The organism is Pirellulimonas nuda (genome assembly GCF_007750855.1).
Classification (GTDB): Bacteria; Planctomycetota; Planctomycetia; order Pirellulales; family Lacipirellulaceae; genus Pirellulimonas; species Pirellulimonas nuda.
In genome coordinates, this window is record NZ_CP036291.1 from 4,279,214 (window position 1) to 4,298,204 (window position 18,991).

Genomic DNA, 18,991 nt, shown 5'->3' on the forward strand with positions numbered 1-18,991 from the left:
ACTGCGTCGGGCCTACTCTTCCGTCATCCGTGAAATCCGTGCTACCCGTGGTTCTCTTTCAGGAAGGCTGGTTCGGTCCGCCGTGGACCGGTTCAACGATCACCTTCGACTCCGCCACGGCCGTGGGATTGAGCGTGGCGCGTCCCCAGGCCACGTCCAGCGGCAGCCGAGCAAAGTCGACGATGCACCCGTCGCGGCTGTAGCAGCTCAGGTCGTGCGTGGCGCCCATGAAGATGCAGTCTACCGGGCAGGGCTCAACGCACAGCGCGCAGAACATGCACTTGCTGTAGTCGATGGCGTAGCCGGTGACGACAAAGCCCTTGCCCCCCTCGACCTTCTCCTTGCCGATGTAGATGCAGTCTACCGGACAGGCTTTGGCGCACAGGTCGCAGCCGATGCAGGTAGTGAGGTCGAAGCGGTGGAAGCCGCGGTAGCGCGCCGCGACGGGGACGGGGAGCTCTGGGTACTCGAACTGTTCGGTGAACGTCCGCCGGCCGGTTCGGTAGGTCTTCAGCCACACGCCGAGCGTCGTGCCGAGCCCGTCAGCGACGGTCGCGACCGTTTCTGCGATATTTCCGGCCCAGGGCCAGGCCCGTTTCAGGGCAGCGATCATGGCGGACAACGCGCGGTTTGAGCGGCGCCAGGGCGTAGCGGGCGCCCGCCAGGGGGCGCGACCGGTCGACCTAACTCGTTAACTTGGTTGGGATTGTAACACCTGAGGGCAGCGCGGCAATGCGTCTGCCTGGGCTGCCGAGCGGCTCGCGCAAACGCGCTGCTGAGCAAATGGGGGGCCGGAACGACCGTGCGAAGCCCCCCGAACGGACTATTCTTGCTTGACTGCGGACCAGATGCACGTAGAGTGAAGGTAATGGAATGGCTCGCAAAGCCGCGAAGTGCGGTCCGCGTACCGATGCTGGCGCCCAATTGCTTGGAGAGTTTCTTGGTCCGCCTGACGTTGCGAAGGCCCAATTCGCCTGATGGGTGAATCTACTTCGACCGGCAGGAAACGTTCACGAAGGAATCGGCGAGATGTTGGTCCTCTCCCGGAAGAAGAACGAAAGTATTGTCATCAACGACGACATCACCATCGTGGTGGTGGAAATCCGGGGGGACAAGGTCCGCCTAGGAGTCGAGGCGCCCAAGGAAGTGCCCGTGCACCGCAACGAGGTGTACGAAGCCATCCGCCGTGCGCAAACGGCCGATGAATCTCCCGATAGCTGCGTCGGCCCATCCGAAGCCGCAGGCGCCGCCGCCGGAGAGTAGCGCCACGTGCGCTGCCGTCGTCGCTGGTGACCGGCTTCGTCAGACGGCCGCGTGCGTCGGCTGGGCGCGTTCATTTTCTGCCGCTGATTCTGGCTGCTTTTTTCGGTCGGCGCCCCCTTGGGTTGACGCTGACCGTTCGGACGCCTAAAAAACGGCGTCGATTCTGCTAACCGATCAATCGGCCCCATCGTCTAGTGGTCTAGGACTCCGCCCTTTCACGGCGGCAACACGGGTTCGAACCCCGTTGGGGTCACTTTTTTGCAACCGCCCACGAGCCGGAAGCGTCAACGCCCGGAGGATACCGCGATCCTCCGGCGCTGACGCTTCCGGCTCGCGTCGTGCTGCGGGTCGGTATTGGCGTTTCTTGCGCTGGGTTTTCGTTCCCTGCGAACCCACTACAGTCCTCGCAGGTCTGGCCAGATTCTATTGCATCCGAGGCGACGGCCCTGTGGGCGAACCGTACGACAGCTTCCTGCTGGTTTCTTTCGGCGGGCCCGAGGGCCCGGCGGACGTCATGCCGTTCCTTGAGAACGTGCTGCGCGGCAAGAACGTGCCGCGCGAGCGGATGCTGGAAGTCGAAGCGCACTACCAGCACTTCGGCGGCGTGAGCCCGATCAACGCCCAGAACCGCACGCTGATCGCTTCGCTGCGGGCCGAGTTCGACGCCGCCGGGGTGGACCTGCCGATCTACTGGGGCAACCGCAACTGGGACCCACTGCTCCCCGACACGCTTCGCCAGATGGCGGCCGACGGGCGCCGGCGGGCTCTGGCGTTCTTCACCAGCGCGTTTAGTTGCTACTCGGGCTGCCGACAGTACCGAGAGAACATCGCGGCGGCGCGGGAAGAAGTAGGCGCCGGGGCGCCCGTCGTTGAGAAGCTGCGGATGTGCTTCAATCACCCCGGCTTTATCGAGCCAAACGCCCAAAACGTGCGTACCTGCTTGGAACAGGTCCCGCCCGAACGCCGAGGCGAGGCGCTGGTGCTCTTCACGGCGCACAGCATCCCGCTTTCGATGGCGGAGAACTGCCGCTACGAGGCACAGCTCAACGAGGCGTCGCGCCTGGTAGCCGAGGGCGCCGGCGCCCCACGCTGGCGACTGGTCTACCAGAGCCGGAGCGGGCCCCCCCACCAACCGTGGCTGGAGCCAGACGTGTGCGATTTCCTGCGCGAAGAGCACGCCCGGGGGGGGCTCAACGACGTTGTGATCCTGCCTATCGGCTTCGTGTCGGACCACATGGAGGTGATGTTCGACCTAGACACCGAGGCGCGCGACCTCTGCGAGGAGCTGGGCGTCAACATGCTGCGGGCGCCGACCGTCGGAACGCACCCGAGGTTTGTCTCGATGATCCGCGAGCTGGTCACCGAACGGATCGCAGGCGACGAAAAGCCCGCGCTGGGCGCATTCGGGCCGAGCCACGACGTCTGCCCGGCCGACTGCTGCTTGTACACGCCGCGCCGGCCGTAGGCCGGCGGCTAGGGGTCTGCTAGTTGACCGGTTCGCGGATGTACTTGACGCTTGGTTTACCGGAGCCCGGCATCGGCAGGCCGACCAAGAAATCGGTTGCGTAGAAGAGCCGGTCCTTGGGGCGTTCGGGGATGCGGAAGTTGTCCCCCTTCTGCATGATGGTCCGCGCCAACGGCATCTCGCCGAACGCCCTCGTCCCGGCGCTCTCCGCGGGGAACCAGGCGCCCTCCCCCTCCTCGTCTTCGAGATAGAACTCCGCGTAGCAGTGGTCTTGCACCCACACCGCCCGCGCCGGCACGCCCGCGGCGCGGCACAACGCGATGAACACCGCGCTGCGGCCGAAGCAATCGGCCTGGCCGTCGCGCAGCGTTTCGAGCGCGCTCTTATCCACCCCTTCGGCGTATTCGATTTTTTCCAGCATGGCGTCGTAGAACGCCTCGACGCGTTGCCAGTCGCTCGCCTCGTCGGTGAGCCCCGCGAGCAACTCGCGCGACCACGAGCGGAACTTTGAGTCGCGCGACTGAATAAAGGGGCTCACGGTGACGTACTTCCGCAGGTCGCGGGGGGTCGATCGTGGGATCTTCAGCCCGGCGGTTACCGCGTCGGACGGGGGCAAGATGGGGCGCGTGACCACCTCGAACGTCACAACCGCCGTGGCGGTGGCGCCGTCCGCGAGGCGGGGCACCGTGATCAGCATCTGCCGTGCCCCCCCCTGCAGGTCGCGGTAGGAGACCGACTCTACGTCGGGAGAGAACTCTTCTTTCACGATCCGCACGCTCTGCTCGGGGCACTCGAGCGGCACCGCCACCATGGCGCGGATCGCCCGGCAGGCGCCGCGAGACGCGGTGATCTCGGCGCCAACCCGGAAGCGGCCCGCACGCGGCTCGCCGTACTGCACGGCGCTGGCCCCGGCGTCGGCCTCGGCGAGTTGCGCCGGCGCGTCGCGCGCGACAAGCGTTACCAAAAGCGCAAAGAACAACAATCGCAGCGATGCACGGAACAGGGGACGGCTCCTCGACAAGGCGCGTCGAACGGAAGCTCTCCGGCGGCTTCCCTTCCCCAATTGTACCTTGCCAGCGGGGCGCACGAAAAAACCCCACCCGGCTGCTTCAGGACGAAGCCGGGTGGGGTCACGGTTTGCCGTGGCCCGCGTGGTGCGGTAGGCGGTACGCCACGGCCTTGGAAAATTGCGGGGCGACCGCGGTGCTGGGAGGAACACCGCGGCCACACCCGCACCGGACTGGACTGCTATTAACTCCCTGCTGGGCCGGGATAAACCGGGGTCGGCTCCATCACGCCGCCGGTCGCCGGGGCGCCCCCCGACCAACCAGAGTCGTAGGTGCCGCTATCCATCGGATAGCTCTGGAACCCGGACGAACTGCCATAAGCGGCGCCATAGGCGCAACCCGGATCGTAGCCGCAACCCGCGTCGTACACGACCGATGGTGCGGGCGCCGCACACTGCGGTGCGGCGACGTACTGCTGCGCCGGCGCCGCGGTTGGGCCGCAATAAGCGCCCCGACCGACCCGGTCTCGCAATCGGCGGCAACAGCCGCAACCTACTAAACTCGTCACTACCATGGTTAGGAGCATCAACATCGCTACGCGTCTCATTACGACACCTCAGGGGTTGGCGGCCGTTGCGGCCACCCGGCGCTGAACGTTTCTTTACGCTCTACGCCCAGGCGGGCATGGGGAGGGTCGAACCAAGCTCCCGATTCATCTGGGGCTCGTTCCGTATGGGGGAGGGCTCGCGGCCCGGCGTCGTCGCGTCGGGCCAAGCAACTCTACCCCACGCCCTGTGATGTGCAAACGCAACCGCCGTTTTTTTGCAACATCATCACGGCGCGACTGTTTCCTGCGTGCTACGTTAGTGGAGAGAGATGCTGCGCCTCGGCCGGCGTCCCCCCCACCCGCACAGTCGCACCCGCCCCGCCCTCCCGCCGCGGTTATGCCGAACCACCCCGCCTGGCGACTCGCTCTCTGCGCTCTGCTCTGCGTCGCGCCCTGTGCGCTGGCGCGTGCACAGGGCGCAGCGAGCGTCCCATGCGCGGTCGATGATGAGGTGCTGATACTCGACCTGCGTCAGATCGGCTGCTCAACCGACCCGGGACGCGCCGCTTCGCATGCCCGTGTCCTCCGCCGCGACGCGTCTGGCAGGTTCTGCGGGACGACGCTGGATGCGCTTGTCGCCGGCAGCGACCCCGGCGTGCCGACGGTGCTGTACACCCACGGCAACCGCGTTGAACCGAACGAGGTGGCGCCGTTCGGCATGCGGGTCTACCGCCGCCTCACCGCGTGCCGACGCAACGGCCAGCCCATCCGTTACGTCATGGTGTCGTGGAACTCCGATCAGGAGCGCGGCCTGCTCAACGACATCCGGACCAAGGCCTCGCGGACCGACAGCGTCGCCTGGCAGCTCGCGTGGGTGATCGATCAGCTCCCGCCAGAAACGCCGCTCGGGCTGATGGGCTACAGCTTTGGCGCACGCATCTCTACGGGCGCCGCGCACCTGCTGGCCGGCGGGTCGCTGGGGGGAGTCCGGCTCGACTCGCAGACGGGCTGTGCGAAACGCCCCATCGAGTCGGTGCTGGTTGCCGCGGCAATCGACAAGTGCTGGCTCGGCCCCGGGCAGCGTCAGGGGCTCGCGATGCAGCAGATCGATCACCTGCTGGTCTCCATGAACCAGCGTGATCCGGCGATGCGGTTCTATCCCTACCTCTACCGCTCGTACAACCCAGAGTCGATCGGCTACTCCGGCCCGACGTGCCTGTCTGCCGACTACGCCAGCCGCATGCAGAAGTGCGACCTCACGTCCAGCGTCGGCACGACGCACGACCTCGACCGCTACCTCCAGTCGCCTGGGTTCGCCTGGCAGGCGTGGCGCCGTCTCTCGTTCGAGCAGCGGCCCGACGCCATCGCGTCGCGCCCCATTGCCGAAGGCTTCGCCGGCGCCGTTCAATAGGTTCTGACGCGGGGCGCGCCTCTTTCGCGCCGCGCAGACCCCTAAGGACCGGCCCCAAGAATGCCCCGCTACGCCTACCTCAACGGTCAGTGGATCGACGACGCCCGGCTCTCGATCCCGGTTGGGGACCCCGGGTTCGCCCTCGGCGTGACGGTGACCGAACGCCTCCGCACGTTTGCGGGCCGGCCCTACCGCGCCGATGAGCACTTGGCGCGGCTTGCGGGGTCGCTAGAGATCATCGGCCTGCCGGCCGAACCTTTGGCCGGCGAGCTCCGTCCCGTGATCGACCAGTACATGACGCGCAACGCGGCGCTGCTCGCCCCCGGCGACGACTGGGCGATTGTGGCGTTCGTCACGCCGGGCGTCGGCGGCGAGCCCACCAGGTGTGTGCACGGCTTCCCGCTGCCGTTCATGGGCTGGGCATCGCAGTTCACTGCCGGACTGCCGTTGTGGCTGAGCGACCACCGCCAGACGCCGGCCAACTGCTGGCCCCCCGCGCTCAAGTGCCGCAGCCGGATGCACTACTACCTGGCCGACCGGCAAGCGGGCCGGCAGGAGACGGGCGCCCGAGCGGTGCTGCTGGACCAGGACGGCCACATCGGCGAGGCGTCTACCGCCAACATCGTTGCGGTGCGCAGCGGCGAAGGGATCGTGTCTCCCGTGATGGCCAAGGTGCTGCCGGGGGTCTCGGTGGGCGTGGTCCGCGAGCTGGCTTCGCGGCTCGGCACGCCCTTCGTGGAACGTGACATGCTGCCAGAGGACTTGGCGACCGCCGACGAGGTATGGCTCTGCAGCACCAGCGTCTGCATGCTGCCGGCAACGCGTTTCAACGGCGGCCCGATCGGCGATGGCCGGCCCGGCCCCGTCTACCAGCGGTTCTTAGCCGCGTGGGGCGAATCGGTCGGCGTCGACATCGCGGCCCAGGCCTCGAGATTCGCGAGCCGCCAAACGTAAGCCGACCCGCCGCTACGACAGCGTCGCGAAGTAGTTCTCGATCGCCACGCCGAGCGTCTGCTCGTTCACCTGCCGGGGCAGCTCGTGCACCGTGGCGTAGGTGCGAACCTGGCGCAACAGGTCGCGTGGGTGGCAGTAGCGCAGCTCGCGCCCCGTCTGCCGGTAGGCGGTCTCCAGCAGCCAATCGACGGCGCCCGGGGCGATGTCGAAACCGGCCGCGGCGGCCGTCTTCTCGAACAGCGCGCGGAACTCGCCCTCTTCCGGGTCGTACACCTCGATCTTGTAGGGGATCCGCCGCAGGAAGGCCTCGTCCACCAGGTCGCTCGGCTCGAGGTTGGTCGAGAGGATAAAGAGCGTGTCAAACGGCGTACGGACCTGTCGGCCGCTGGCGAGCGAAAGGTAGTCGAAACCCTTCTCCAACGGCACGATCAGCCGGTTGAGGATGGCGTCGCACCCCGCGCGTTGGCGGCCGAAGTCGTCGATCAACAACGCGCCGCCGGTGGACTTCATCTGGATGGGCGCCTCGTTGACGCCCTGGGTCGGCTGGTAGTTGGCCTCGAGTTGTTCGAGCGTCAGCTCGCCCCCCACGACCACGGTAGGCCGGCGGACCAGCACCCACCGGCGGTCGTAACGCTGCGCGGCGTTGGCCGGCAGCTCAACACGCTGGTGGCAGACGGGGTCGAACACGCGGATCAGGTCGCCGCCGACGCTCACCATCTGCGGGATCCACAGGTACTGGCCGAACGCGTCGCACAGCCGCTCTGCGACCGTGGTCTTGCCGTTGCCCGGCTTGCCGAACAAGAACATCCCGCCGCCGTCGTTCACCGCTTGGCAGAGGCGGCTGACGAGGCTCGGCTTGATCGACAGGTCCGCCAGGGCGCGTCGCATAGCGGCCAGGCTGAGCCCGCACTGCTTGATCGACTGCCGCTCCATGGCCCGCTGGTAGACGGCGATGGGCACCGGCGCCGAGCCGATGAACGCGCACCGCTCGCGGTGCTGCTTGGCCCGGGCGTGGCCGAGTTCGGTGAGCTGGTAGACGTAGTCGTGCAGCCCCGAGGCGCTCTTGATGCCGATCAGCAGCTCGTCTCGCAGCGCGCTAAGGGTCTCGCGTACAAGGGCCGTGGGCAGGCAGACCCCGTCGGCGAGCGCGGCGCCCGACGCCGCGCCTTCGTGCAGCAGCGACTTGAGCAGCATGCTCTCCAGCTCCGAATCCGACACCCCCGCCTGCTCCAGGCTCTGCGGCTCGGGGGGCGAGGGGAAGCTGTCCGCGGCGTCGGGCGCCGGCGTTTGGGTCAACGGCGCGGCGTTCTGGGCCGGCGTGCGCCCGGTGGGGTCGGTTGCGCCTAAGGGGTTCCTGACTTGAGTAAGCATCGCGACTTCCCGCCTGAGTTGGCGCCGCACTGGGGGCGGCCTTGGTGACGACTAAAGTCTGTCACGCGTTTGGCCGGGGGGCGCAAAGAAATAGCGGGCGCCCGCTGAGGCTGTCGGAGAGGCTATCGTACGCCGCCCGAGAGACGCCGCCGGGGCGCCAGCTAGACGGGCCGAAAAGCCGGCAGGAACGTCGCAACGCGTCGGCCGCGGTCGCCCGGCGGCGGCTTCGACTGGGGGGAGAAGGATCGCGACGGTTACGCGGGCCGGGGCGGTTACTTCACTTCGATCGTGATCTGCTGCTCGCCGGACGGCGCCAGCATGCCTGCAATGGCGATCTCGGCCAGGTTGTAACCCGCCAAGCACTCGACGACTCCGCAGAACGTAGGCGCCGCACGCTCGACGTGGGCATAGCTTAGGCCGTCTTCCTTGTTCGATCGACTGCCCTGATAAGCTTCGAGACGGCGGGTAGGCCTCTCGGCCGCACGTCAGCTCAGGATTTCGTGGACCGGGCCGTGCGGCTTTACGCCGGTGAGCCGCATGTCGAGCCCCTTGGTCGGGTAGACCATCCGCTGATTGTCGATCCCCATGCAATGCAAGATCGTCGCGTTCAGGTCCTGCACGTGCACAGGGTCGCGGGTGACGTTGTAGCCAAAGTCGTCGGTCTCGCCGTGAACGAGCCCCGGCCTGACGCCCCCGCCGGCCAGCCACATGGTCGAGCAGCCGGCGTGGTGGTCGCGGCCGTAGTTGTCTCTCGACAGCTTTCCCTGGCAGTAGATGGTGCGGCCGAACTCACCTCCCCACACCACCAGGGTGTCCTCCAGCAGGCCGCGGTTCTTGAGGTCCTGCACCAACGCCCAGCTCGCTTGATCGATGTCGCGGCACTGGTTGGGGAGGTCGCCGCCGACGTTGCCGTGCTGGTCCCACCCGCGATGGAAGATCTGCACGAACCGCACGCCCCGCTCCGTCATCCGCCTGGCCAGCAGACAGCTCGCGGCGAACGTGCCGGGGCGCCGGACGTCGGGACCGTAGAGATTAAGCGTCTGTTCCGACTCGTCCGAGGTGTCGGTCAGCTCCGGCACGGAGGCCTGCATCCGGAAGGCCATCTCGTACTGGTCGATGCGGGTCTGGGTTTCTGGGTCGCCAAACTGCGCGAGGGTGCGGTGGTTGAACTCCGAGATGCGGTCGAGCAGCCGGCGCCGGGTGGCCGTGTCGATCCCCGCCGGGTTGTTGAGGAACAGCACCGGATCGCCCCCCGACCGCAGCGCCACCCCTTGGTGCGTGGAAGGCAAGAAGCCGCTGCCCCACAGCCGGCTGTAGAGCGACTGCGCCTCGGTCCGACCGGTCCACGACGGGGTCATCACCACAAACGCCGGCAGGTCTTGGTTCTCGGTCCCCAACCCGTAGCTTAGCCAACTCCCCAGGCTCGCGCGGCCCGGCAGTTGATCGCCGGTGCAGACGAACGTCATCGCCGGGTCGTGGTTGATCGCCTCGGTGTAGACCGACCTAACGATCGTCATGTCGTCGGTCATCTTGGCCGTGTAGGGGAGCAGCTCGCTCACCCAGGCCCCGTTCTGGCCGTGCTGCGAAAAGCGGTACTTCGACGGCGCGATCGGCAGGCGCGCCTGCCCAGAGGTCATGGTCGTCAGCCGCTGGTCCGCGTAAACCGACGGTGGCAGGTCCTGGTCGAACAAGCCGCGCGTCTTGGGCTTGTAGTCGAACAGGTCGAGCTGGCTCGGCCCGCCGGCCATGAACAAGTAAATGACCCGCTTCGCCTTGGCCGCAAAATGGGGCAACCCGCTCAGCCCCGTCGCGCCCGGGCCGGCCGCGGGAGAAGCCGCGCCCAACGCCGCGGTGTTCGACAGCGAGGCCAAGGCGGCGCCCCCAAGGCCCAGCGCCCCGCGACGGAAGAAATGCCGTCGCGTCATCGCCGTACGCAGGCCAGCGAGCGGGCCGGTTGGTGTTGGATCGGAGAACACGGTCGCTCCACCTTTAGTTCTGGTTGACGAACTCGTCGAGGTTCAGGACCACGTTGGCCACCAGCGCGAGCGCGGCGTGGTGGGGGGCGTACGCGTCTGGGCCCGCGCCGGCGGCGCTACCGCCGATCGCCAGCAACGCGTCGGCCTCCGCGGGGCGCCGATCGAACCGCGCGCGCTCGGTCGCGTAGCAATCTGCCAGCGACGCGCATTCTTCGGGCGTCGGCGGCCGGCACAGGCACGCCTCGAACATCCAGGCGATCGACTCGCGGGGGTCGCTTCTCCCGTCGCTGGCCTCGTCGGCGCCCACGTCGGCGCCCGCACGCCGGGCCAACGCCACCGCCGCTTCGAGGTACTGCGGGTCGTTGAGCAGCAGCAGCGCTTGCAGCGGCGTGTTGGTTCGCTCGCGCTGCACCGCGCAAGACTCGCGGGTCGGAGCGTCGAAGGTGCTCAACTGGGGCGCCACCGCCGTTCGCTTGATGAAGGTGTACAGCGTCCGGCGGTGCGTCGCCGCCGGGTCTGCATCGGCGCGGAACACCGCCGTGTTCGACCGGGTGTACCCCACCGCCTCCCAAAGACCGGCCGGCTGAGGGGGCCGGACGCTCGGGCCGCCGCGCTGGGTCGCCAACAACCCGCTAACGGCCAGGGCTTGGTCCCGCAGCGTTTCGGCGTCGAGCCGCCGCCGCGGGAAGCGAGAGAGCAAGCGCCCGGCGGGGTCGCCCTGCCGGCTCGCCGCGCCGGCGACCGACGACTGCCGGAACGCTTGGCTCAGCACGATCTGTTCCACCAGCCGCCGGACGTCCCATCCGCCGCGAACGAAGTCGTCGGCGAGCCAATCCAGCAGCTCGGGGTGCGAGGGGAGCCCCCCCTGGGCGCCGAAGTCCCCCGCGGTGTTAACCAGACCGACGCCGAAGAGCTGCTGCCAAACCCGGTTGACAAACACCCGCGCCGTCAGCGGGTTCTGGTCGCTGGTGAGCCACTCGGCCAGGCCGAGCCGGTTGCGTGGGAGCTCGGGGGGCATCGGCGGCAAGAACGACGGGGTGTCGCGCGACACCGGCGACCCCGGTTGGTTGTACTCTCCCCGCTCAAGCACGAACGCCGGCCTTGGTTGTTGCATCTCACGGTAGACAAGCGTCGTCGGTGTGCTCGCCTCGAGCTCCACCAGCTCAACCCGCAGCCCGCGCTGCTCTTCTCGCCGTTGGACAAGCTGTTGAAGCTCGCAGGCGTTCTCGCGGTAGAACTTGCGCACCTCCCGCTGCTGCTCGGGCGTGCGGGCCGAGGCGGGCTTTGCTACGATCCGCAACACCTTCTTGGGGGCGACGCTGGGATCGTCGGGCAGCGCGAAGTAGAACCCGGAGCGTTGGTTGTAGGTGACCAACTTCACAAGCAGGTGGTTGTCGCCCCGCGTCAGGTTGAGCGTCACCACGTGCTGGTTGGGCGACGCCTCGCGGGGGGCGTCGACCGCCAGCACCTCCTCCCCGTTCAACAGCACCTTCAGCCCGTCGCCGGCCCCCAACGAAACGCGGAGCTCGCCCTCCGACTCGGCGACGATCTTGCGGTACAAGTAGCAAACGACCGAGTGGTCCGTCTTGGTCGGAAGGTCTTCTCGCAACAAGCCGTCTTCCCAATTTGGTTTCGCGACCCATGCGATGTCTAACCCGAAGTTGGTGGGGTACGTCTGCTCCAGATTGACCGGCGCCGCCTCCGGCGGGAAACGCGTCACGAAGTTCTCTCGGTTGACCTGCGACAGCCCCTTGTCCACCTTGTAAAAGCCGGACGCCAACTGCCACTGGCCCAGCCGCACCCGCCCGCCCAGCGCTGCCTCTCCCTTCCTATTTGCCAACGCGGCGCGGACCGAGGCCTCCCACACGGCCTGCGCCTCGTCGACCTCCGCCCACGCCCCGCTCAACTTCGCGTCCAGCTCGGCACACCGACGCTCAAGCACCGCCTGACGGGCGAGCTGCTCCGGCGGTGGGCGGCGGACCACGGGACCGGGCGCCTTGTCGTTGCTGTCCATCGCCGGGCCGTCGAAGCTGTTGAAGAACGCGCCGAGCGCGTAATAGTCCTTGGCGGTGATCGGGTCGTACTTATGGTCGTGGCAGCGGGCGCACCCGAACGTCAGCCCCAAGAAGACCGTCCCGAAGGTATCGACACGGTCCGCTTCGTTCCGCGCACGCACTTCTTCCTCAATCGACCCCCCTTCCCCGGTGGTCACGTGGCAGCGATTAAATCCGGTCGCGATCAACTGGTCGTCGCTCGGGTCGGGGAGCAGGTCGCCGGCGACTTGCTCCGTGACGAACCGGTCGTACGGCATGTTGGTCCGGAACGCATCAACCACCCAGTCGCGGTACAGCCACATCTCGCGGTAGTTGTCTAGGTTCAGGCCATGCGTGTCTGCGTAGCGGGCCGCGTCGAGCCAATAACGCGCCATGTGCTCGCCGTAGGCGTCCGAGCGCAGCAGCCGGCGCACCAGACGTGGGTACGCGTCGGAGCGCTCGTCGGCGCAGAACGCGCGGACTTGCTCCGTCGTAGGGGGCAGCCCCGTCAGGCCCAGCGAGACCCGTCGGATCAGCGTCTGCCGATCGGCCAACGGAGACAGCGCCAGAGCGTGCTTATCGAGTTCGCTCTGGATGAACCCATCGATTGATCCGCCCGACGCCGTTGTGCGTAGCGGCTCGAACGCCCAGTGCCCCCCCCAGGGCGCCCCCGCGGCGATCCACCGCGAGAGCAGCTCAATCTCTTCCGCGGTTACGCTCTTGTGCGTTTCTAACGGGGGCATGCGTAGCGACGCGTCCTCGGCTGCCAACCGCTGCAAGATCTCGCTCTTGCCGGGGTCCCCCGGCGCGACCGGGGTCTCGCCCGAGTCGGCCGGCGCGGTCGCGCTGTCTCGCAGGTCGAGCCGGAAGCCCCCCTGGCGGGCCGCCTCGTCTGGCCCGTGGCAGGCAAAACACCGCTGGGCGAGGATGGGGCGCACCTCGGTCGAATAGTCGGGACCGTCGGGCGAACGTTCTTTGTGCACAACCGCCTCGGCAGCGGCGGCGCCCGCCACAAAGCACCACCCCGCCAAAGCGAAGGCCATCGCGGCGCGGCCGACCCCATTGGGCATTGCCGACGCCAACAAGGATGCCCGACCAAGTCCCCAAGATAAGATGGGCATGAAGAGCCCCTGGTTCAGCGAAAAGGGATCGCCGCCAACCCGGCAGCGTCACCAGCAGCGTAACCGATTGGCATACAATATACCAGCCTTCTGTCCGGCGGGTTCAAGCGAGCCAAGAGCGGTCGGCTGCTGCTTGCCTGAGGGTGGTTGCCGGCGCGCGTTGATGATTGGCGCTCTTCGTCACGAGTTCCGCCCGGAGCGCCCCGCGAGGGGGGCCATGCTTCGATGGAACTCCAACCATCCCAGCCCTGCCCGCGTCTGTCGCTTCGCCAGCGTGGCAGATGGCAACGAAAAAAGCCGACGCTGGCCACAAGGACCAACGCCGGCTTATTCGCTTACCCGACGGCTTGAGACCGACGAGCCCTAGGGACGCGTGCCCTAGAAAAATGGCGGGGACAGGATTCGAACCTGCGACCTCGAGGTTATGAGCCTCGCGAGCTACCTGGCTGCTCCACCCCGCGTCATGTGAGTCGAAGTGTACGACGCAGATGGGCGCCCGGCAAGGGGCTGCCGTTTGGGGGGACGATTTTGTGGCTCCCGGCCAGGGCGCAAGTTGTTGGCTTGCAAGGTTTTCTGGTTGCCCGCGAGGAACCACGTCGATAACCTTCAAGAACTGGTGCAAGCGTGTGGCCGCTCGGCAGCGAATCGTAGCCCGGAACCGCGGTTTCCCTCACTTCTGGCGATCCGTTGAGCAGCATCCCTTCTAGCACGACGCCCCTGGCAGCCTCGGCGGCGCCGACGCAGCAGGGTTCGCCGGGCCAGGGCGCCGAGCACGAAGAGCCGCAGGCCCCGCCGCTGCTCGACCTATCGGAATGGCTGCGTGACTCGCCCGCTTGGCTGATGAGCGCCGCGCTGCACATGCTGGTGCTGCTGATCTTCGGGCTGTGGCTGGTGGCCAGCAGCCGGGAAGACGCGCTCAACCTGGACGCGGCCTTCAGCGAAGAAGTAGGCGAGCAGCTCATCGAGGACAACCTCGACCTATCTACCTCGCCCGAGCTGGCAGAGGACTTCCAGACCCTCACGCCAGACACGCTGCCGGAGGTCGAGACGCCGCTGGCGACCCCCGACTTGGCGATCGAGTCGCCGGTCGCCGATCAGATGACGACCGACATCGCCTCGCAGACCGTGGGGGTGGCGCTCACGGGCCGCGAGCCCGGCATGAAGCGGGCGTTGTTGGCCGCGTTCGGGGGGGACGCCACCACGCAGAACGCGGTGCTCGAGGGGCTCCGCTGGTTGCAGCGGCAGCAGCGCACCGTGGACAAGTTGTGGAGCCTGCGGGGCCCCTACCGCGACGGCGCCGGGACCGAGAACATCGAGGCCGCCACGGCGATGGCGCTGCTCGCGTTTCAGGGAGACGGGCACACGCACGTCGGGCCGGCGGACGACCCGTTCACCAAGAACGTGGCCGACGGCTGGAAGGCGTTGCTCAAGCGGCAGGACCGCCAGACGGGGAGCTTCTTCCGCGGCGACGGGTTCAATCACCGCTTCTACACGCACGCCCAGTGCACCATCGCGTTGTGCGAGCTTTACGGCATGACGCAAGACCAGGAACTGGCCGGGCCGGCGCAGCGCGCGGTGAATTACTTGATCGAGACGCAAAGCCCCGGCGGCGGCTGGCGGTACGACGTGGGCGACACCGGCGACCTCTCCGTGACGGGATGGTGTGTGATGGCGCTCAAGAGCGCGGAGATCGCCGGCATCAGCGTCCCGCCGGAAACGTTCGCGCGGATCAGCAAGTTCCTTGACTCCGTCGAGTACGACGGCGGCGCCCAGTACGCCTATCAGCAGAACGGCACGCCGCGGATCAGCATGACCGCCGAGGGGCTGCTCTGTCGGCAGTATCTGGGCTGGAGCAAGGACGACGAGCGTCTGCAGCGTGGCGCCGACGTGCTGATGAAGTCGCTGCCTACCTGGAACACCGGCCACCGCAACGCCTACTACTGGTACTACGGCGCCCAGGTGTGCCACCACCTGGAGGGGGCGCACTGGCAGCGGTGGAACTACGCGATGAAGAAGGTAGTGCCCGCCCACCAAGAGAAGGCCGGCCGCGAGAAAGGGAGCTGGGACGTGGTGATCGACCAGGTGCACGGCCCGGGGGGTGGGCGGCTCTACACCACGTGCCTGAGCATCTACATGATGGAAGTCTACTACCGCCACCTGCCGCTCTACCGGCAGCACCTATTGGCGGGGCCGTAAACCGTAGGCCGGAACTGCGCCCGCCTGCGGCGGGCTTGTTCCGGCTGACGCTTATTCCGGCGGCTTGAAGCCGAAGCCGATGAAGTGGAACCCGGTCTCGGTGTCGTACAGCACCGCGCCGCCGGGGGCGGTGTACTTGAGGATCGTCTCGATCGGCGGCAGCTCGTCGTTCTCGACGACCTCGCGGAGCCGCGGCAGCATCGGCGCCCGGCTGGCGAAGTCTCCTTCCAGGAACTCACGCGCGCGGTCACCGGTCGCCATCGCGTACCAGTGCCGCCAGGTCTGCTCCGGGTTGTTGTACATCACCACCGACGGCGGCCGGTCGGCCGTGAGGCGGTTGATCCGGCTGGCCACCAAGCGGTACTGCAGTTGGTCCGCTAGTCGCTCCCCCTCCCCCAACTTGGCGTCGATGAAGTGCTGCAGCAGCACCTCGGAGTCGCTCTGCACAAACACGTCGTCCACCAACGCCCAGCGGGGCATCGGCGGACCACTGGCAGCGTCGGCGCCCCGCTCCCGCATGCGCTCACGCCGGCGCTCCGAGATCTGCGGCGAGTAGTAGTCGATTCCGGCGTACGACTGCTTCTCCATCCGCTCGCCGGCCTTCTCCATCACCTGGGTGATCGCGGCGCCGAACGCGGCGGGGTCGTTCAGCTCCAGCACAAACAGGTTCCCGCCTACCATCCGCTGGGTGCCGTCCTCGTAGCCCGTGAACCACACCAGCTTGCCGGTGACGTTGTTCACAAACTCTTGTTCAAAGTCGACTCCCATGTTGGTCGACAGGTTGCGCTCGACGAGGTCGCGGAAGTTCCCTTCGGTCGTAAACTCGTCCACGAGTTGTGAGATCTCGTCGAACATCCGCGGCGGGTCGACCTGGAACGTGAAGAAGTTCTCGATGTCGGCCGGCACGTAAGCCGGGGGCGTGGTCTCGACCGTCCCCAGGCGGGCGATCTTCAGCACGCCGGCCCGCGGATTTTCTAGCAGCACGTGCCCGCGGGTCAGCGACGCCCAGGTGTCCGTAGAGAACCACATCGCGGCGCCGACCCCCTTGAGGCCGTCGATGCCTAGCGGGCGGAGCATCAGCATCGCCACCTTGGCGCCCGCGTTGTTGGCGTTGAACGACCGGATCATGTTGATCGGGTCGACAAACACCATCGCCTGCGGGGGCTCTTCCTGCCCGGGGACGCACTCTTTGAACACCGAGACAAACGCCCCGTTCTCGGCGAGCGACCTGGCGTAGAGCGGCTCGGGGACCTTGGCGGTGGCCGCGGGCGCCTCTTCTTCGACGAGCTCGGCAGCCATCGGGATGAACTCACGCCCGTCCCAACGCGCCAGCACCGACTCAAGCAGGTCGCGGTCGGTGGCGCCCACAAACACCGTGTCGCGTTGCACCAACCCGATCATCCGCTCGGTGTTGTTGCCGCGCCGGATGATCATCGCCTCGTCGGCGGTGAGTTGCTCGGTCTCGATCACGATGTCCATCTCGCCGGCCTTCTCCGTTAGCTGGTCGCGCAACTGCTCCGCGAGCCCCGCTTCTTCGCCGTAATCGACAAGAAACACGAACTCAGGAGTGCGGTCTTTGTAGCCAACCACGGCGATCGCGACCTCGCCCTGTGGGAACCGCAGCAGGTCGTCTAGCTCGATCCCCACCTGATCGCGGGCGTACTGGTCGTACTGCTCGCGGGCCATCCCATAGAACTCCGATATCAGCGGCTGGATCGCCGGGTCCTCCGCCATTTTTGCGGTGGGCGACTCTCGGAGCCGTTCCATCAGCAGCCAAGCGTCGGCCGTGCGGAACAGGGCGACCGTTTCCGCCGGGAAGAGCTTGAGGGCGGACGGCCGGTCGACCGGCGTCTGGGCCAAGGCCGTCAAGCAGAGCAATGTCAGCGAAACCGAGAAGAGGGAACGAATAAGGGTCATAGGGATGCTGGGTAAAGGGCGACGGATGGCCACATCAAACGGGTTGGCAAGTAGAGAGGTGGCCTTGAGAATAGACGGACGAGCTCGAAGAAACAGCAAGGCCGCAGCAGAGAAAACGCGGGGATTGATTATGAAATTTTACGAATTTTCCTCTTTTTCACAACAACCGGCCCCATCCGTCCCCTCGGCGCTACCCGAGTTGCAGCGTTCTGTGGCAGAACCTATTTTCGCAGCGGCCCCGGCCGCGCGGATTGGGGTACAATAGGAAGACGAACCCCACCACGACCCCGGGCATGACCGCCATGCGATCAACGTACTTCGCCGCTGTTGCCGTTATCTTGACCTGCATGGCGGGTGTTCCGCAAGCAAGCGCCCAGAATCGGGGCGGAGGCGCTACCACCGGGTCGACCGGATTCGGTGGGACCAGCGGGTTCGGCGGGACAGGCTTTGGCGGCGCCCAGTCTGGCTTCGGCGGCACGAGCGGCGGGAGCACCGGCTTCGGTGGAACCGGCTTCGGGGGCGCCCAGTCCGGCTTCGGCGGGACAAGCGGCTTCGGAGGCGGCCAGTCTGGCTTCGGGGGGGGCCAAACGGCGTTCGGCGGCGGCTTTGGTCAGACCGGCACGGCCCAACAAGGGGGCTTCGTCGGCCGTAGCGGCCAGGACGTAACGGCCATGTTCCAGGCGCTCGGCCAGACCCAAGGCCAGGGCCAGGGCGGCATGCAGCGCACCTTCCAACGCAACGAGGGTCGCGGCGCCGAGCAGCAAGATGATGAGGGTTCGCCGGTGCGGGTCAAGCTGAAGCTCGGCTTCGCCGCCCCCCCCACGCAGCCCCAGATGCTACCCGCGCCGACCACCGATCGGATCAACAGCATCCTGACCCGCCGCGGCATTCTGGGCGTCTCGGTCGCGATCCAGGACGGACGGGCCGTGCTGTCGGGGAGCGTCGCTTCGGCTAGCGATCGGCTACTTGTGGAGAAGCTAGCGGGGCTCGAGCCGGGAGTCGCGGCGGTGGAGAACCAAATTGTTGTCCCTGACGCTGGGCCCGAATTGATTCCGCAACCGACAGATAACTAACCGGCGTTACGACGCCGTCCGCCATCGGCGACCCCACCGACGTTACCGGGTTGAGCGTCGGCACCGCGGGCGTGAGCGTGGCGAGCTTCCCCACGGAGGTCCGCGCCGGCTGCGGCGTGCTCGAGGCGCCCTGCCTCGGGGCGGGCGCCGGCGCCGGTTTGGCCGAACGATCCGCCGGCGTGTCGGCACGCTTCGCAGCGGGGAAACGCCCGCCAGACTGGCCGTAGCTCGCCGGCAGGTTGATCGACGTGGTCCGCATGGTGCGAACCGTCTCTGCCGCGGCCGCTTGCGGCTGGTTGAAGCCGGCCTGCATGACCGAGGGCGAGAGCGGGTCGAGCTCGGGCGGCGGCGGCATCCGGCCCGGCAGCCGGTGGCGTGTTTGATCGCCGACGATCAGCGTGCCCCCCTTCATCGGCTCGAACCGCGCGATGAGGCTGATCTCGGACTGAACGCCGTCGACGCCGTCCCACGGCAGCCAGAAGCTGTACGAGGGGCCCAGGTCGGAATCGCTCTCGTGCAGCTTGAACTGATCGGGGGGGAACACGTAGCGCCGCGTCGGCTGGTTGTCGGCCGGCTTGCGGCCCGCCTCGTCGAACGCGTAGACCACGAGCTGCCCATCTACGCGGATCGGCTTGCTCTCGCGGCCGTCGTAGAAGT

General features: G+C 67.3%; 12 protein-coding genes and 2 tRNA genes. 7 read left to right on the forward strand and 7 right to left on the reverse strand.

Annotated elements, in window-relative coordinates:
* Nucleotides 1–58 precede the first annotated feature (58 nt).
* Nucleotides 59–613 carry a 4Fe-4S binding protein gene (locus tag Pla175_RS16570; protein WP_145287532.1) on the reverse strand — a complete coding sequence of 185 codons (555 nt, stop codon included), beginning with the start codon at nucleotides 611–613 and terminating at the stop codon, nucleotides 59–61.
* 416 nt (nucleotides 614–1,029) lie between these two features.
* Here Pla175_RS16570 and csrA point away from each other — a divergent pair, with 416 nt between their 5' ends.
* The 3 genes from csrA to Pla175_RS16585 all read left to right on the forward strand — a co-directional run bounded on the left by csrA (nucleotide 1,030) and on the right by Pla175_RS16585 (nucleotide 2,728).
* Nucleotides 1,030–1,263 carry a carbon storage regulator CsrA gene (csrA, locus tag Pla175_RS16575; RefSeq protein ID WP_145287535.1) on the forward strand — a complete coding sequence of 78 codons (234 nt, stop codon included), beginning with the start codon at nucleotides 1,030–1,032 and terminating at the stop codon, nucleotides 1,261–1,263.
* 180 nt (nucleotides 1,264–1,443) lie between these two features.
* Nucleotides 1,444–1,516: transfer RNA gene (locus Pla175_RS16580), tRNA-Glu, on the forward strand.
* A gap of 195 nt (nucleotides 1,517–1,711) precedes the next feature.
* Nucleotides 1,712–2,728 carry a ferrochelatase gene (locus tag Pla175_RS16585; protein ID WP_145287538.1) on the forward strand — a complete coding sequence of 339 codons (1,017 nt, stop codon included), beginning with the start codon at nucleotides 1,712–1,714 and terminating at the stop codon, nucleotides 2,726–2,728.
* A gap of 19 nt (nucleotides 2,729–2,747) precedes the next feature.
* On the opposite strand, the gene Pla175_RS16590 is transcribed toward Pla175_RS16585, so the two are convergent.
* The gene (locus Pla175_RS16590) at nucleotides 2,748–3,707 is read right to left on the reverse strand and encodes a transglutaminase-like domain-containing protein (RefSeq protein WP_145287542.1); all 960 of its coding nucleotides are present in this window, start codon (nucleotides 3,705–3,707) and stop codon (nucleotides 2,748–2,750) included.
* A gap of 972 nt (nucleotides 3,708–4,679) precedes the next feature.
* Here Pla175_RS16590 and Pla175_RS16595 point away from each other — a divergent pair.
* Nucleotides 4,680–5,693 (forward strand): hypothetical protein, encoded by a 1,014-nt coding sequence (locus tag Pla175_RS16595; protein ID WP_145287546.1) that lies wholly within the window; start codon nucleotides 4,680–4,682, stop codon nucleotides 5,691–5,693.
* Nucleotides 5,694–5,753: 60 nt separating this feature from the next.
* Entirely contained in the window at nucleotides 5,754–6,647 is an 894-nt protein-coding gene (locus Pla175_RS16600) for an aminotransferase class IV (RefSeq protein WP_145287550.1), read from the forward strand.
* A 12-nt stretch (nucleotides 6,648–6,659) separates the two neighbouring features.
* Here Pla175_RS16600 and Pla175_RS16605 read toward each other — a convergent pair whose 3' ends face one another.
* The 4 genes from Pla175_RS16605 to Pla175_RS16620 all read right to left on the reverse strand — a co-directional run bounded on the left by Pla175_RS16605 (nucleotide 6,660) and on the right by Pla175_RS16620 (nucleotide 13,609).
* On the reverse strand, nucleotides 6,660–8,018 hold the full coding sequence (locus Pla175_RS16605) for an ATP-binding protein (RefSeq protein WP_145287553.1): 1,359 nt from the start codon (nucleotides 8,016–8,018) through the stop codon (nucleotides 6,660–6,662).
* A gap of 485 nt (nucleotides 8,019–8,503) precedes the next feature.
* The gene (locus Pla175_RS16610) at nucleotides 8,504–9,943 is read right to left on the reverse strand and encodes a DUF1501 domain-containing protein (protein ID WP_145292134.1); all 1,440 of its coding nucleotides are present in this window, start codon (nucleotides 9,941–9,943) and stop codon (nucleotides 8,504–8,506) included.
* Nucleotides 9,944–10,007: 64 nt separating this feature from the next.
* Nucleotides 10,008–13,148, reverse strand: a complete 3,141-nt coding sequence (locus Pla175_RS16615) for a PSD1 and planctomycete cytochrome C domain-containing protein (RefSeq protein WP_145287556.1) — start codon at nucleotides 13,146–13,148, stop codon at nucleotides 10,008–10,010.
* Nucleotides 13,149–13,535: 387 nt separating this feature from the next.
* Nucleotides 13,536–13,609: transfer RNA gene (locus tag Pla175_RS16620), tRNA-Met, on the reverse strand.
* Between the two features lie 226 nt (nucleotides 13,610–13,835).
* Between Pla175_RS16620 and Pla175_RS16625 the strand changes: the two genes are divergently transcribed.
* Nucleotides 13,836–15,344: a prenyltransferase/squalene oxidase repeat-containing protein gene (locus tag Pla175_RS16625; protein WP_145287559.1), complete on the forward strand. Its 1,509-nt coding sequence runs from the start codon at nucleotides 13,836–13,838 to the stop codon at nucleotides 15,342–15,344.
* A 51-nt stretch (nucleotides 15,345–15,395) separates the two neighbouring features.
* Here Pla175_RS16625 and Pla175_RS16630 read toward each other — a convergent pair whose 3' ends face one another.
* Nucleotides 15,396–17,261 carry a hypothetical protein gene (locus tag Pla175_RS16630; RefSeq protein ID WP_145287562.1) on the reverse strand — a complete coding sequence of 622 codons (1,866 nt, stop codon included), beginning with the start codon at nucleotides 17,259–17,261 and terminating at the stop codon, nucleotides 15,396–15,398.
* 302 nt (nucleotides 17,262–17,563) lie between these two features.
* On the opposite strand from Pla175_RS16630, the gene Pla175_RS16635 reads away from it, so the two are divergent.
* A complete protein-coding gene (locus tag Pla175_RS16635) occupies nucleotides 17,564–18,334 on the forward strand; it encodes a BON domain-containing protein (protein WP_145287566.1) in 771 nt (256 codons plus the stop codon).
* Nucleotides 18,335–18,991 lie beyond the last annotated feature (657 nt).

Bases quoted from the DNA above. Each gene is read 5' to 3' on its own strand.
- Pla175_RS16635 (WP_145287566.1), top strand. From the start codon at position 17,564: ATGCGATCAACGTACTTCGCCGCTGTTGCCGTTATCTTGACCTGCATG.
- csrA (WP_145287535.1), top strand. From the start codon at position 1,030: ATGTTGGTCCTCTCCCGGAAGAAGAACGAAAGTATTGTCATCAACGAC.
- Pla175_RS16630 (WP_145287562.1), bottom strand. From the start codon at position 17,261: ATGACCCTTATTCGTTCCCTCTTCTCGGTTTCGCTGACATTGCTCTGC.
- Pla175_RS16605 (WP_145287553.1), bottom strand. From the start codon at position 8,018: ATGCTTACTCAAGTCAGGAACCCCTTAGGCGCAACCGACCCCACCGGG.
- Pla175_RS16600 (WP_145287550.1), top strand. From the start codon at position 5,754: ATGCCCCGCTACGCCTACCTCAACGGTCAGTGGATCGACGACGCCCGG.
- Pla175_RS16595 (WP_145287546.1), top strand. From the start codon at position 4,680: ATGCCGAACCACCCCGCCTGGCGACTCGCTCTCTGCGCTCTGCTCTGC.
- Pla175_RS16615 (WP_145287556.1), bottom strand. From the start codon at position 13,148: ATGCCCATCTTATCTTGGGGACTTGGTCGGGCATCCTTGTTGGCGTCG.
- Pla175_RS16570 (WP_145287532.1), bottom strand. From the start codon at position 613: ATGATCGCTGCCCTGAAACGGGCCTGGCCCTGGGCCGGAAATATCGCA.
- Pla175_RS16610 (WP_145292134.1), bottom strand. From the start codon at position 9,943: ATGACGCGACGGCATTTCTTCCGTCGCGGGGCGCTGGGCCTTGGGGGC.